The organism is Leptospira kanakyensis (assembly GCF_004769235.1).
GTDB lineage: Bacteria > Spirochaetota > Leptospiria > Leptospirales > Leptospiraceae > Leptospira_A > Leptospira_A kanakyensis.
In genome coordinates this window covers 152,339-165,563 of sequence record NZ_RQFG01000010.1, presented here as the reverse complement: position 1 = coordinate 165,563, position 13,225 = coordinate 152,339, and the positions used below count along the sequence as shown (strand labels likewise).

Annotated in this window: 13 protein-coding genes; 8 read left to right on the top strand and 5 right to left on the bottom strand. The window is 41.0% G+C overall.

Annotated elements, in window-relative coordinates; all coding sequences use genetic code 11:
• Window positions 1-53 precede the first annotated feature (53 nt).
• From EHQ16_RS08695 to EHQ16_RS08680, 4 genes are read left to right on the top strand one after another with little or no spacing between them, the layout of a single operon-like run.
• Window positions 54-650 carry a ComF family protein gene (locus EHQ16_RS08695; protein ID WP_244242008.1) on the top strand — a complete coding sequence of 199 codons (597 nt, stop codon included), beginning with the start codon at window positions 54-56 and terminating at the stop codon, window positions 648-650.
• Between the two features lie 5 nt (window positions 651-655).
• On the top strand, window positions 656-1,006 hold the full coding sequence (locus tag EHQ16_RS08690) for an STAS domain-containing protein (RefSeq protein ID WP_002974559.1): 351 nt from the start codon (window positions 656-658) through the stop codon (window positions 1,004-1,006).
• Window positions 1,003-1,599, top strand: a complete 597-nt coding sequence (rdgB, locus tag EHQ16_RS08685; RefSeq protein ID WP_135631582.1) for an RdgB/HAM1 family non-canonical purine NTP pyrophosphatase — start codon at window positions 1,003-1,005, stop codon at window positions 1,597-1,599. The genes EHQ16_RS08690 and rdgB overlap by 4 nt, the downstream gene beginning before the upstream one ends.
• Window positions 1,600-1,625: 26 nt before the next feature.
• Complete coding sequence (locus EHQ16_RS08680) at window positions 1,626-2,666, top strand: Lsa36 family surface (lipo)protein (RefSeq protein ID WP_244242006.1); 1,041 nt, start codon at window positions 1,626-1,628, stop codon at window positions 2,664-2,666.
• Here the strand turns inward: EHQ16_RS08680 and EHQ16_RS08675 are convergent.
• The gene (locus EHQ16_RS08675; protein WP_135631578.1) at window positions 2,663-4,303 is read right to left on the bottom strand and encodes an ATP-binding cassette domain-containing protein; all 1,641 of its coding nucleotides are present in this window, start codon (window positions 4,301-4,303) and stop codon (window positions 2,663-2,665) included. The genes EHQ16_RS08680 and EHQ16_RS08675 overlap by 4 nt on opposite strands.
• A gap of 50 nt (window positions 4,304-4,353) precedes the next feature.
• Here EHQ16_RS08675 and EHQ16_RS08670 point away from each other — a divergent pair, with 50 nt between their 5' ends.
• From EHQ16_RS08670 to EHQ16_RS08660, 3 genes are read left to right on the top strand one after another with little or no spacing between them, the layout of a single operon-like run.
• Complete coding sequence (locus tag EHQ16_RS08670) at window positions 4,354-6,210, top strand: OmpA family protein (protein ID WP_135631576.1); 1,857 nt, start codon at window positions 4,354-4,356, stop codon at window positions 6,208-6,210.
• A gap of 3 nt (window positions 6,211-6,213) precedes the next feature.
• Window positions 6,214-6,948, top strand: coding sequence for an LIC_11485 family protein (locus tag EHQ16_RS08665; RefSeq protein WP_135631574.1), 735 nt, complete (start codon window positions 6,214-6,216; stop codon window positions 6,946-6,948).
• A 56-nt stretch (window positions 6,949-7,004) separates the two neighbouring features.
• On the top strand, window positions 7,005-7,928 hold the full coding sequence (locus tag EHQ16_RS08660) for a tetratricopeptide repeat protein (protein WP_244242022.1): 924 nt from the start codon (window positions 7,005-7,007) through the stop codon (window positions 7,926-7,928).
• A gap of 10 nt (window positions 7,929-7,938) precedes the next feature.
• Here the strand turns inward: EHQ16_RS08660 and EHQ16_RS08655 are convergent, their stop codons facing one another.
• Window positions 7,939-8,403: a chemotaxis protein CheX gene (locus tag EHQ16_RS08655; protein WP_002974575.1), complete on the bottom strand. Its 465-nt coding sequence runs from the start codon at window positions 8,401-8,403 to the stop codon at window positions 7,939-7,941.
• Window positions 8,404-9,645, bottom strand: a complete 1,242-nt coding sequence (locus tag EHQ16_RS08650) for a hypothetical protein (protein ID WP_135631570.1) — start codon at window positions 9,643-9,645, stop codon at window positions 8,404-8,406.
• A gap of 43 nt (window positions 9,646-9,688) precedes the next feature.
• On the opposite strand from EHQ16_RS08650, the gene EHQ16_RS08645 reads away from it, so the two are divergent.
• Complete coding sequence (locus tag EHQ16_RS08645; RefSeq protein ID WP_244242005.1) at window positions 9,689-10,378, top strand: LIC_11490 family protein; 690 nt, start codon at window positions 9,689-9,691, stop codon at window positions 10,376-10,378.
• Between the two features lie 49 nt (window positions 10,379-10,427).
• Here EHQ16_RS08645 and EHQ16_RS08640 read toward each other — a convergent pair whose 3' ends face one another.
• Both EHQ16_RS08640 and EHQ16_RS08635 read right to left on the bottom strand, forming a co-directional pair.
• Window positions 10,428-11,735 carry a DUF389 domain-containing protein gene (locus tag EHQ16_RS08640; RefSeq protein WP_135631568.1) on the bottom strand — a complete coding sequence of 436 codons (1,308 nt, stop codon included), beginning with the start codon at window positions 11,733-11,735 and terminating at the stop codon, window positions 10,428-10,430.
• 42 nt (window positions 11,736-11,777) lie between these two features.
• Complete coding sequence (locus EHQ16_RS08635) at window positions 11,778-13,223, bottom strand: gamma-aminobutyraldehyde dehydrogenase (protein ID WP_135631566.1); 1,446 nt, start codon at window positions 13,221-13,223, stop codon at window positions 11,778-11,780.
• Between the last annotated feature and the right edge of the window lie 2 nt (window positions 13,224-13,225).

The following is a 13,225-nucleotide window of genomic DNA, read 5'->3' as shown; positions in this document are numbered from 1 at the left end:
TTTTTCCCAAATTTTGTGTGAGTTGTGGTTCCCTTGATTTTTTTTCGGAAATCATGGCGGTTTGCAAATCTTGCGCAAAACAAAACTATCTACCGCAAAAACAAATTCTGAACCAAAAACAAACAAATCCTCCCTCAGATCGATTTGTTTTTTACGACCAGACTTTCCATCTACAGAAGAGGGGAAGTTTTGAAAAGTCACTCTTCCAATCTTTAAAGTTTGAAAATGAAAGGTTACTTTCCGAATATTTTTGTTTGGGACATAGAACCATTTTAAAATTTTTGAAAGATGATCCGCCCGATCTAATCGCTCTCGTTCCTTCTTCCCCTAAATCCAGTCCCAGGCCCTACCATGCTTCCGATGCCCTTCTCAAAAAATGGAAAAAACTTTGGAAAATCAGGAGAGATACTAATTTGCGTAAGATTTCAGCGGACAAACAATCCTCTTTAGGGTTTGAGAATCGTTTTTTTCATGCAAAAAAGGCATTCGAATTCACAAAAAGTGATAGAATCATGGAAGGACTTCATGTTCTAATCGTAGATGATATATTTACGACAGGTGCCACTGTAAACGAAATTGCTAGGTTGTACAAACAAGCTGGTGTTCGGAAGGTAACTTGCGTAGTTTTACTGTTAAGTGGGGGTGATTGAATCGAATGGATGTTCAAGTCAAGGATGACATAAGGATTATAAAGTTTTCTGGGGCCATCCTCAAGGTTGATTCCGATGAAATTGAAAAAGAACTTTCTAAACTCACACAAAGCTCTGTTAAAAAAATCATTCTAGATTTAACCAAAGTACATCATATTTGTTCTACGGCTCTTGGTATTTTTGTCGCCACCAAACGTAAGTTAAAGCCAATGAATGGTGATATCAAGGTCATCGTTGTTGACGAAGATTTGATCCAACTCTTTGAAATTACTATGCTCGACAAGGTGTTTGAAATTTTTCCAGATTTATCTGCTGCTATGGAAGGATTCCAACTCGACGAGGAAGATTCCCACTGACAAAAAAGACTTTAGCATTTGCTTCCGGAAGTGAACACAAATGGAAGGAAATGCAGATGTTACTTGCACCTTTCGGGTATGAAGTAGTTCTCCCAAAAGATTTAGGAATATCTTTTTCCCCAGAAGAAACGGAAAACTCATTTACTGGGAATTCTTTTATCAAATCAAAAGAACTCTTTCGTCTAACAGGACTTCCGTCTTTTGCGGATGATTCGGGAATTTCGGTTCCCGCTCTTGGTGGAGAACCAGGGGTTTATTCTGCAAGATTCGGTGGTCCAGGCCTTACAGACAGGGAACGGGCAGAATTTCTTTTACAAAAGTTAGGTGGAAATACAAATCGTGAGGCATACTATTCCTGCGTAGTGAGTTATGTTGATTCAGGTAACGCCGTTTCATTTGAAGGCCGGGTTGATGGTATCATTAGTGCTGACTATGACATTGAAGGAAAATATGGATTTGGATATGATCCTATTTTTTTCTATCCTCCTTTCCACAAACGGTTTTCTGAGGTTCCTGAATCAGAAAAAAATACAGTGTCCCATCGTAAAAAAGCAATGGAACTTTTTTTAGATTGGCTTTCTAATCAAAAATAACAAAAGTTAGATTGTATCGCGAACAAATGTCGCAAGTCATTATGAAATTTTTCCATTCCCTATTATTTTTTGTTTTTTTGATTTCTTTCATTGGAACAAAACTTGAAGCACAAGTAGTTTGTGTAGGGGCCGAATGTTCCAACATTCCAATGGAATTTAAAATACTAGGGAATTTTGCAGAACCAGTTTTTGATCGTGTGTATACGAATGGGTTCCTTCGTTCCATGGGGGACAATGCGGTATTACAAAATTTGAATTCAAACAAGTCAGGTGGCTCTAATGTGAATCGATACCGGTTGGGACTCGGGTATACGGTCTCTCGCGGTCAAGAGAAAGCAGGTGATTTTTATTATGAAAATTCAGAACTTAGAACTTTGCCAAAGGCAGGAGTGGCTGCCTCACCTTCATTCAGTTATACTGTGAATTTAGGAGAGTGGTTGAATGGATCTTCTGCGAAACAGTGGAATCTCACCACACATTTTTTCCCTTATGAGTTTGGTGCGGCCAATATCCCTTTTGTAAAAATTCGTAACACGGATGTGAATGGAAGGGTATTTAATTATGGGGTTGTACTTCGATATTTTCCTGTTGATTCTGGATTTTCAGTTGGGATGGGGGTCTTTCAAACCAACCAGGATATTTATCTCAGTTCTTATGACAGAAGGCCTACCCAGTTTAGAATTGATGGAGACAAACGGAGATGGATTGGCCAAAACGATTTGTTTTATCAATCCAGAATTACATCTGTTTCTTTAGATTTAAAATACAACTATACGATTGGATTTTTATCCATCATTCCTGGAATTGGCGTTGTTTATAATCATGGTTATACGGCCATACAAGTGACTCGGTTTGCCGCCATTTCTACAATGGAAAATCCTGACGACTTTGTTTCTAATCCTAGCGCCATCGGTATCAGACTTGCGACAAGATACAATCACAGATCAGGATTTGGTTATGGAAGTTTGGGTTTTAAGATTGGTCAGGGTGATTATAGTTTGGTAACGGAACTAATGGCAGGGAAGGAGATACAATCGATCAACCTTTCCCTGCAAAAACAATTTTAAGTTGTGATTACCGCACCACCAGTCAGACGTTTGTAGAAATCGTTTCCTTCTCGTTCCAAAAATTCTTCGTAGTTTCCTTTGAAGTCTTTGATTCCTTCTGGTGTCACTTCGATGATTCTTGTACAAAGTGAAGAAATAAACTCCCTATCGTGAGAAACTAAAATGACTGTTCCCTCAAACAAGGATAAGGCGTAGTTGAGTGCTTCAATGGTTTCTAAATCCAAGTGGTTGGTTGGTTCGTCGAGTGCGATGACGTTATCACAAGCAAGGATCATCTTTCCAATGATCATTCGTGATTTTTCCCCACCGGAAAGAACCGTAGTCGATTTGTTAGCCATGTCTCCAGAAAAAAGCATTCGTCCGAGGATGGCTCGAATTTCTTGTACTTCAGTTCCTTGTGGAGAGTTACGTAACAACCATTCCACGAGAGTGTCCGCATCCGGTTCCATCGCCTCACGATGGTCTTGTGGGAAAAAGGAAGTTTCTACGGAATCTCCCCATTTCACCTGACCAGAATCTGGTTCTAATTTTTTGAGTAACATTTTCAGGAGAGTGGTTTTTCCAACACCGTTGGTTCCAACAATTCCGACCTTTTCCCCTTTGGTGATGGAAGTGCTAAACTCTTTGATCACGGGTTTTTCATCATAAGATTTGGAGATGTTGATTGCTTCGAATACATCTTTTCCTAAAGTTCGTTTTGCTTTGAAACGAATGTAAGGTGCCACTCTGGAAGATGGTTTTACATCCACCATTTCTCCTTTGATTTTTTCGATCATCTTTTGGCGCGAAGTGGCTTGTTTTGATTTACTGGCGTTTGCAGAGAATCTGGAAACAAACTCTTGTAAGTCGGCAATTTTTTCTTTTGCACGTTTACTATCACTCATGAGTTGTTCGCGAGTTTGTTCTGCTGCGATCATAAAGTCATCGTAGTTACCTGGGAACATACGGATGGTATTGTAATCCAAATCGGCAATATGAGTGGCAACGGAGTTGATGAAGTGACGGTCGTGGGAAATCACAATGACCACACCTTCATAATTTGTCAGAAGTTCTTCCAACCAGTGGATGGTTTTGATATCCAAGTGGTTCGTTGGTTCATCCAGAAGGAGGACGTCTGGTTTTAAAAATAATACTTGGGCCAGAAGGACTCGGAGTTTGAATCCACCGGTGAGGAAGTTTAAAGGGCGGTTGTGAGCCGAGGTAGGAATTCCAAGACCTTCCAAAAGTTCTCCAGCCACAGATTCGGCTTCGTATCCACCCATATCGGCAAATATTTCTTCGATTTCGGAGATTCGCATTCCGTCTTCATCGGTCATCTCTTCTTTGGAGTAGATGGCATCTCGCTCCGACATGACATTCCAAAGTTCAGGATTTCCCCGTAGGACGGTGCCAAGAACGGTCTCATTTTCGTATTCGTAGTGGTCCTGTTTGAGGTATCCGACCTTCATGTCCTTGTCTACGACGACAGAACCGGCTGTAGGTTGCAAAATACCCGCTAAAACCTTCATAAAGGTCGATTTTCCGGAACCATTGGCTCCGATCAGACCGTAACGGCATTCCGGTTTGAATTTAATGGAGACGTTTTCGAAAAGAGGTTTTTTCCCGAAGGAGACTGTAATGCCGCTAGCTTGGATCATAGGTCAATTTTCTAAGGGAATCGGAGGTTTCAACCGACATTTCGTATGGTATGGCACGGATTCTCATCATCATTCTCCTCCTTTTCGGGAATGGGCTCATTAGCTCACAAAGTGTAAAAAATGGAATCCAGGTTTTGGAGGGGGACCTCCTAAATACCGGCCATCTCCTCCGAACAGACAAACAAGTATTCCGCATCAGCGGTGGTGTTTTGCAGGAAGAGTTGGCTTATTTGGCAGGGAAAAAGATACGGATGTTATGCGATGTGCAATCCGAAACCTGTAATCCCATTCGTTATGAAGTAGAACCATTTGAATCGGGAAAAACACCTGACTGGAGTTTGAAAAAAATCCCTCGTTATGTGACGGGAGGTCTTTTTTCTTTTAACCCGCAGTGTACTCCCGATGGAAAAATTTTGTTTTGGACTGCCCTTGTTCGCGAAGGGGGGAGATCCACCCAAAAAATTTGGGCCGCAAAACGAGACCAATACGGATTTTGGATGCAAGGGGAACAACTTCCTACACCGCTGAACAATAAATTTCCCTCCGCTGTGATTTCGGCTCTTCCCGGTGGGAACGAACTTTTTGTTTTTGGTAATTTTGGTGAAGAAGAGATGTTGGACAACCTAAAACGAGAGATGATGTATAAATCTCAAATTGCATCGAGAGAAGCGCAAAATCCAAAAGAGTTTCATATTGTTTTAACAAAGTTAGAAACGGAATATAAAGAACGAACTGATAAAATTCAAAATCGTGCTCCTTTATACAAAACACATAAAACTGAGTCAGGTTGGTCTATGCCCACTCCTATCAATTTTCCCAGTTTTTATAATTGGTATCGAAAATCAGACAATCCCAACCAACAAGTATTTGGTGGCTCTGCTCTTGCTTCCAGTGGTCGGACTCTGCTTTATTCTGCCCAACAAAAGAAAAATTTTGGTAAGTTGGATTTGTATGTAAGTTTACAAAATGATTCTGGTGTATTTGAAGAAGGGATCAATTTAGGAAATACTTTGAATACCGGTGAAGAAGAAATGGCACCTTTTCTTGCCCCAGATGACAAAACCTTATATTTCTCTTCGTCTGGAAGAAAAGAAGGGATTTCCATTTTTATTACAAGAAGGTTGAACGATTCTTGGACTTCATGGTCAGAACCGCAAGAGTTATCTTCCAACCTAAGAGGTGTTAACTTTTTTAGCATTCCTGCGGTTGGGAACTGGGCTTATGTTTCCCGTGAAGGGGAATTGTATATGGCTGCCATTCCTCATCATTTCCAACCAGAACCTGTGGTTGTGATCAAAGGAAAAGTGGTAGATGAAGAAGGGAAACCTCTTTCAGCTTTTGTGCAGTATGAATCTTTAACTAGAAAAAAATCCATCGGCTCTACTGTGAGTGATCCAACCACTGGTGAATTTAGCATCATCCTTCCTTATGAAGAAAACTACGGCTTTTATGGAGAAAAAGAAGGATACCTTCCTGTCTCACAAAACCTCAATTTGGTGGGAAAAGAAAAAGAAGACAAAGAAAAAACAGTCCTCCTTGTTCTGCCCAAATTGAAAAAAGGAAACCAAATTGTGATGAACAATTTGTTTTTTGCCTTCCGTTCTGCCGAACTCACCAAAGAATCCGAACCAGAACTAGACAGATTGGCAGGGATTTTACGGAAATCGGCCAATTTGAAAATCTTAATTGAAGGTCACACAGACAATGTGGGAACCAAATCGGCCAACCAAAAGTTGTCTCTGGAAAGAGCAAATTCGGTTGCTAATTATTTAAAGTCTAAACATAAAATAGAAGAATCACGGATTGCTGTGATGGGACATGGGCCCTCGGTTCCATTAGCGGACAATCAGACCGAAGAAGGTCGCGGGACAAACCGAAGGGTAGTCTTTAAAATTTCGGAAGAGTAACCAGTGGACATTAAAAATATAAATATACCCAAAGTCAATGTAGACACCCAAAAGATGATGGGAGCTGTGGATGGACTCGTAGACAAAATTCCATCGCAAGTCCAAGACCTACTCAAAAAAATCGCCATCTCACTCTTTGTATTTTTTCTCATTATGGCGATTTATGTGGGTTGGACCAATGGTTGGGAAAATGCCAAACCACAAGGGATGCAACTGGCTCAAGATACAAGAAGTTTGTTTCTTTTGGAAATTGAAAGGGATTACAATCGGAAACGGAAAGATGTTCGTATGTCCGATCCTGAAGATTTAAAATACGAATCCAACCGTAGGATGCAATTTGATTTTATCAGTGAAAGGGAATCCAATGGGTACAGTCACGATACAATTCCTGAAGAACAAGATTTTTTAGGAAAAGAATACGACTTCAGAAATAGAAAGGCAGAAGATACATCGGTTCCTCCCATCTACACTCCGTCAGGTGATGGTTTGATTCCCGCTCCTATTGATGTCCAACCGATGCAACCCAAAGAGGATTCAAAGTCTGCCACTGGTTCCGATTCTGAGTCAGACCTTCGTATGCAAAGGATGCTCGATCGGGTTTCGGATTTAGAAAAAAAAGTGAAGGCAAAAAACGAAGAAAAGAATTTGGAAACTTTAAAGTTACCAAAACCACCTGAATCGAATGAAGGTCTTGGAAAACCTAGAAGTTTGGAACGAATTCCAAAAAATCTACGATGAAGGTTTTGTATTTTTGTTTGGAGCTGTTCTTGAGAATTTCTTTATTCTTTTTACTCATGATTGTTAGCGCCACTTCTAAAATTCAGGCTGAAACGACAGAATTATTTTTACCCTTTCCCGAAACTTGGAACCAAGACTCCGGTACCGATAAAAAAGAAAATTCTGTAACGAACAATTCCAATGGGTTATCTAGTGATGATTCGGGTTCCAACACAAATTCTAAAACACTTACTTCTGTTTCCAATCCAAACAACGCCGAGTCAGGTTCAAATGTTGCCGTTGTAGAAAATCAAGCGTCCGTTACAACAAAGTCAAAACCAGCAGATAAAAAGAAAAAAAAGAAGGAAGTGATCGATCCTTCCCAGGCGTCTTTCCAAAAAGGAAAGGCCTATTTGACAAGAGACCAAAAGAAGTCCGCCGAATCCGAGTTTGCTGATTCCTATGGCAAAGAAGGGGATGCGGCAAAGTTTTCCAGAGTGGAAAACACAAATCTTTTCGGTTTGGATGGAAAGGACAAAGAATCTTCGGGTCTTGTCGAAAAACAAGAAGACCCCGACCTTAAAATCAAAACACAATTTGAACTGGCACGTTCTTTGGATCGCATCGGAAATTCCGATTCAGAAGAAAAGGCATATAAAGAATATTTAAAACTTGTGACTGAATTTCCAAAACATCCTGAACTCACACCTAGGTCGCATTATGCGATGGCAATTCTTCTCATTCGTAAAAAGGAATTTCGTTCGGCGGCACACCAATTGGTGAATATCATCAAAAATTTTAAAGAATCCTCAGAGTTCCTTCCAGCTCATCATTACTTGGGAAAAGTGTATGAAAGTAGTTGGGAGGAAAGAGACTTGGAACGTGCTTTAAAATACTACCAACTCTATATGAATGGAGTGGAAGGAAAAAATCCCGTGCCTGGATATGATTTTAGAAAAGAAACCCGCGATCGACTGCGGGTTTTAGGTTCTTCGATTTAAAAAATATATTTTAAGCGATTGCGACGTTTACTTCAATTCTTCCAAACTTAGAATATAAGTTGATGGAGAGTGTTGGTTTTTTGTTGAACCGAACGGAAGTGTTGTTTGTTTCTTGGATGTTAGGTGTTGTAATTTCTACCGATTGGCCTGCAGAGGTAAAAATGTTCATAGCATTACCGGTAGTCATGTTGGCAATCTCACCGAGGATGTCTTTGTATTCGTTTTTTACGTCTTCATCAGAAAGACCAGGAACTAGTTTCCGGGACACTTTGTACGCCGCATCTAGATTCATACTATAAACGACTTCACCACTGAATGAACCCACCACACCGATGATGATTGCAATTTCATGGCTCGGTGCAGGAGAATCCTTGATTCCGATTTTGCCTCGGATGAGATCCTGTTGTAACACATCGCGAAAAACGATGGTGGCTGCTTCCAGGAACGGGTTGATGAAGTCGGCTTTAATTTGCATTTATTCTAAAGAGAGAAGGCCTTTTTTCTCTACGTTGTATTCTGCTGCTATGGACTGGTTTATTTCAAGAAAAAAGCTAAGAAGTTGCCTTTGTTTCAAAAAATCTGCAGCCTGATCCGCTGGTTTTTTGGCTGTGGTTTGTCCGTAAGTTAGGTCTCCAAATTCCACATAGACCTGTTTGTCATTGTCAGAGAAAGGGCCTACTACCGTTTTTTTGCCAAAAGGATCATTTGCGAGGGTTTCCCAAAATTTTGCAGAGTTCGCCAAACGGTAGCTATTGCCACGATTGGAAGTTACCAGTTTTAAGTCAGACAAAGAAACATTAGATACGGTCTCAATGGGTTGGAGGGTTTCTGTCGCAATGGCTTCCAGAGCATTCGGTTCGGAAGTTTTAGCGGCGATTCGTCCTTTCCAAGCCTCTACTTCTTTTCTTTTGCGATCAAATTTCATTTTGGAAAGTAGGAGAGGTTTTCTTGATTCAAAACTAACAAAGTTTCCAGAAGGATCTTTGGAAAGAGAACCATCCTTTTTTTCCTTCTCATATTCTTTGGTAAGTTCTTCGTCAGTAATTTTGATCTTAGATTCTACTGCATTCAAAAGGTTGACTTCGGATATCGCAACCACTCGGAAAGAGATTTTGGCACGTTTGGCTTCGTCTTCTAACTCTGCTTCATTCTCTGTTGGAGCCAGTGGTTGTTCTAGAAAGTTTGGATAGAGTGCATATCCCGTAGCCGTATCAATGCGGTAATTCATTGGAGCAGAACGGTAAATTTGTTGGTAAATTTCGGAGAGGGAACGAGAATCTTCTTCTCCGTACCCAGCTTGAGAAACCGATTCTTTATGAACTTCTCTTGCTTGTTTGGACATCTCACGTTTGATGCTGATTTCCGATACTTGGAAACCCACAGCAGTGGCAATGTCATTGGCGATAAAGATTTCCTTAACCGTGGAGAAAGCACAAGAATTCAAAAGTTCGGGATTTTGCGCCGTTTCTCTGCCGTATTGTTGGTACCGGTAATAACAATCACGTTTAGCAGCATTGAAGTAGTCTACCGGGATGCTTCGGCCAGCAATTGTCCCTGCTTTGGTAGAATTTTGGCCTGTGATGGCGCCCACAAGGCTTTGTTCGGCGTCCCCAGGCAAAAAGGTGATGATCAGGGTTCCGACTAAAATGAATAAAAAGACAGCAATAATCGCACGATAGATTTTTTCTTTGAGGGTAGAGGGTTCTTCTTCGAACATAAAGGAAGCGTTTCCGTTTCCGAAGCCCTTGTAAAGAAAAAATGTGATCAAGGGAATCGTCGTTTGGCAAGATAATATAGGTAGTATGTTGTTTGCTGCCTTTGCTATGATCTTTGTGGGTGTCCTATGTTTTTTATACGTAGCCCTATCCCCGCAAAAATCCAAACCCGCAGCCTACCCGACACGGAAACCCCAAAATTCGGGTCAATATCGAATGCCTTCTGCACCCTCTGTTTCACCGCAATTGGATGAAAGGATCCGAAGGGAACGAGCGATTTCCGATGACAGACATCTTTCCTATTCTTTGCCTGAAGAGGTCACTCCTTCGGTAGTCCAAAAATCTGAAGTTTTACTTCCCACTGGGGATGGAAATTTGGAACAGGAACCACCGCCTCCGAAAGAAAGCAGGTTCCAAATTGAGGGAACTTTGTTTTTGGATTATTCCGGTAAACTGACGTTTGGTGAAGAGTCAACGGACATCGATGTGATGGAAGATGGACTAAAGAATTTCAAACGGATTGGCTCAGGATCATTACGCGAAGAAAATGGGAAGTTTTTGTTTCATTCCGGAAACGTTACTTATACATACACACCAGAAGAATTAGAACAAGTGGTTCTCCACAACCAAGGGATTGTTTTTCTATTAAAGGAAACAAAAGCACCCAAACCAGTATTTTTCACAAAAGACATCGATACGTTCAAAGACTTTTTAAAACAAGCCGCTTTAGTTTAGATACACTCACAATACAAACACTGATTTGACAAATTGTTTAATATCGAATTTAGTTTTTGGAAACTTCTCTCGTAATCAATTCAATTTGTTTCTCTCCCGTTCGTAGTTGAATGTACCTTTCCAATTGAGTTTTTTCTTTTGAGGTGGGGAGTTTTGTCCATTCCGAATCAAAAAGATTTATATCCACGTATGAGTTTTGATTCATATCGAACTTTTTGGTTTTTGTAAAACTAGCAGAAATTAGACTCGGGAAAAAAATCTGAATCTCTTTTGAGATCATCTCCGTATTCCCTTGGCCGAAATCCATTTGTTTTTTGTAGACTTCGGAAAGGATTTCAAATTTTAATTTATCTACATTTGTCGTGGATATGTCTTGGTGTAGGACAAGTTTTGTATTTGTTAGATTATAGTATTTTAATTTCTTTTGTAATTCTTTTTCTTGGGTCTCATCGATTTTGGGGCCAATGATGGTGAGTTCAATGGTCGGATCTTTCTTGTATATAATTTCTTTTTCCAAAACGCGCCGGTGATCAACCATGATTTCATTACGAATGAATTCTTCTGCTTTTCCTTTAAAGTAGGAAGTCCTAACAATTTGATAGGCAGTGAAGATGGATGGAATGAGTAGGATGAGGGTAAATAAACCTAAATAAATTTTTACTTTTCTTTCTTTGTCTTTGTACAAACCCCAACTTACTTTTGGAAACTCCATGTACCGCACAAAAATGAAAGTAGTGATGGCAATGAAGATGGAATTGATTAGATAAAGATAAGTGGCACCAAAAAAATAAGACCAGTTACCTTGCGAGAGCCCATAACCTGCCGTACAAAGTGGGGGCATAAGGGCGGTTGCAATCGCAACACCGGCAATGGCAGTTCCTTTTTCTTTTCTCGTATTGGCAATGATTCCTGTGGCACCACCAAAGATTGCAATGAGAGCGTCATAAATGGTTGGTGAGGTTCTTGCGAGTAGTTCCGACTGTGCTTCGTTAATGGGTGATAAGGAAAAGTAAATAAAGGAAGTGGCAATGCTCGCAAGTGTAGCCACACTCAATGTGCGGAGGAACTTTTTTAAATTGTCAAAGTCGTTGGTGGCGGCGGCAAATCCAATCCCTACAATGGGTCCCATCAGAGGAGAAACGAGCATGGCACCAATGATGACAGCGGTGGAGTTAACATTGAGTCCGATGCTTGCAATAAAAATAGCAAATATCAAAGTCCAGAGGTTGGATCCTTTTAATTCGGCTCCTTTTTGGACAGACTCGATTGTCCCCGTTTTGTCCAGATCATCAAAGAGATGGAATCTTGGTGCTAACCATTGAAATATAGAAACAATCGGATTCGTTTTGGATGCCATAATCCCTTAGACATCCGACTGTTTCTATTTGTTTTAAAGAATCTAAACCCCGCCTACCATTACATGTTTGGTGATTAGATAATCACCCACAGATTCGATAGAGAGATCCTTTCCAAATCCTGATTGTTTGAATCCACCATGAGGAGTTTCGGATGCAAGCGGTAAGTGATCGTTCACCCAAACCGTTCCAAATTCAAACTGTTTGGCAACTCGCATAGCACGCGCTATATCCTTTGTCCAAATGGAAGAGGCAAGGCCATAGTTGACATCGTTTGCAAGCCGAATCCCTTCATCTTCTTTATCGTAAGATTGGATGGTGAGAACCGGTCCAAAAATTTCGTTTTGCACTACGTCATAGTTTTGTTTGACATCAGTGATGACAGTCGGTGCAAAAAAGTATCCTTTGCCTAGGCCCTTCGGTATGACACCACCGGTAAGAATTTTTGCCCCTTGTTTTTTGGCACGATCCATAAACCCGAGGACACGTTCGCGGTGGATGGCAGAGATGAGTGGGCCCATTTCTGTTTTATCATTAAAAGGATCACCCATGTTTACTGCTTTCATTGCATCCACAACAGAGTCGGTGATTTTTTTCTGTAAGGCTTTGGGAACAATGATTCTTGTGGCAGCAGTGCAGTCTTGTCCTGAATTGCAAGTGGCACCAAACGCTGCTTTGGCGGCAAAAAGATTTACATCCACATCATCAAAAACTAGAAGTGGGGCTTTTCCTCCGAGCTCCAAATGCACTCGTTTTAAGGAATCAGAAGCCGACTTCATGATGTTTTTTCCCGTTCCCGTGGATCCGGTAAGAGAAACCATTCTGACTAGGGGGTGGTCAACAATCGCTTGGCCTGTGGCATTTCCACCGGTGACAATATTAATCACACCATCAGGGATTCCTGCTTTTTTTGTTAGCTCGGCTAACATAAGAGAGGTGATGGGAGTTCCTGGAGCTGGTTTTAAAATAACAGTGCAACCTGCGGCAAGTGCGGGTCCAAATTTCCAAACGGCCATAAGAAGAGGGTAGTTCCAAGGAGCAATTTGCCCCACCACACCCACAGGTTCTCTGCGTAAAATGGATGTGTATCCTGGTTGGTATTCGTTGGCACGACTTCCATGAACATCACGAGCTGCCGTTGCAAAAAACCGAATGTTATCCACAGCAAAAGGAATGTCTCCGGCAAGGCTTAAGTTTTTATAAGGTTTTCCTGCGTTGAGAGATTCGGCTTTTGCAAACTCTTTGGTTTTTTCTTCTAAAAGATCGGCAAGTTTCCAAATGGCTTTGGATCGTTCGCCTGGAGTAATCCCTGACCATCTTCCATCATAAAATGCTTTGTGAGCTGCCTTGGCAGCTTTGTCTACATCGGCCACACTCGCATCAATTACCTTGGCAATTTTTTTGCCCGTGGCAGGATCTTCGATGTCCATGAGTTTCCCGCCGCTTGTGTTTGTCCACTTTCCATCAATCCAAAGTTTATATTCTTTCATGC

Coding starts and splice junctions, on each gene's coding strand:
- EHQ16_RS08680 (WP_244242006.1), top strand. CDS start 1,626: ATGTCGCAAGTCATTATGAAATTTTTCCATTCCCTATTATTTTTTGTT.
- EHQ16_RS08640 (WP_135631568.1), bottom strand. CDS start 11,735: ATGGCATCCAAAACGAATCCGATTGTTTCTATATTTCAATGGTTAGCA.
- EHQ16_RS08670 (WP_135631576.1), top strand. CDS start 4,354: ATGGCACGGATTCTCATCATCATTCTCCTCCTTTTCGGGAATGGGCTC.
- EHQ16_RS08650 (WP_135631570.1), bottom strand. CDS start 9,645: ATGTTCGAAGAAGAACCCTCTACCCTCAAAGAAAAAATCTATCGTGCG.
- EHQ16_RS08660 (WP_244242022.1), top strand. CDS start 7,005: ATGATTGTTAGCGCCACTTCTAAAATTCAGGCTGAAACGACAGAATTA.
- EHQ16_RS08635 (WP_135631566.1), bottom strand. CDS start 13,223: ATGAAAGAATATAAACTTTGGATTGATGGAAAGTGGACAAACACAAGC.
- EHQ16_RS08655 (WP_002974575.1), bottom strand. CDS start 8,403: ATGCAAATTAAAGCCGACTTCATCAACCCGTTCCTGGAAGCAGCCACC.
- EHQ16_RS08675 (WP_135631578.1), bottom strand. CDS start 4,303: ATGATCCAAGCTAGCGGCATTACAGTCTCCTTCGGGAAAAAACCTCTT.
- EHQ16_RS08695 (WP_244242008.1), top strand. CDS start 54: ATGGCGGTTTGCAAATCTTGCGCAAAACAAAACTATCTACCGCAAAAA.
- EHQ16_RS08690 (WP_002974559.1), top strand. CDS start 656: ATGGATGTTCAAGTCAAGGATGACATAAGGATTATAAAGTTTTCTGGG.